Origin of the sequence: Rhizobium sp. MHM7A (assembly GCF_005862215.1) — a bacterium.
GTDB lineage: Bacteria > Pseudomonadota > Alphaproteobacteria > Rhizobiales > Rhizobiaceae > Rhizobium > Rhizobium bangladeshense.
In genome coordinates, this window is the sequence record NZ_VCHT01000090.1 from 1 (window position 1) to 353 (window position 353).

1 protein-coding gene is annotated in these 353 nt (G+C 66.3%); it reads right to left on the reverse strand.

The window, feature by feature from the left end; genetic code table 11:
* A partial coding sequence (locus FFR93_RS40545) for a MobA/MobL family protein (RefSeq protein ID WP_171049351.1) occupies positions 1-344 on the reverse strand: 344 nt, incomplete at its 3' end.
* Positions 345-353: the final 9 nt, after the last annotated feature.

Consider the following 353-nt stretch of genomic DNA (forward strand, 5'->3'; position numbering starts at 1 on the left):
ATGAGCGCGATGTTCTGCTCGGCCGTCAGCTCGAGCGGCAGGGCTATGGTGACGTCCTTGGCGAGCTGCGCGTCGGAGCGCTTCTCGAACACCTCGACTTTATTCCAGAAGGTCTCGGACGCTCCCGACACCGCCCTGTCGGCGATCATGGCGCGCAGCCATTGCGGAGAACCCGCAGGGATCACGAACTCCTCATGCAGGAGCCCCTGCTTTCGCGTGTAGTCGATCGTCCGGGCTTCCCGCTCAAACTCCATCCTGGCGCAGTGCCGGTAGGCCGCCGACAGGACGGCGCTGCGGCCGGAGCCACGGGCGACGACGCTGACGGAGAAGTGAGGGACGGCCACGGCGGAGTT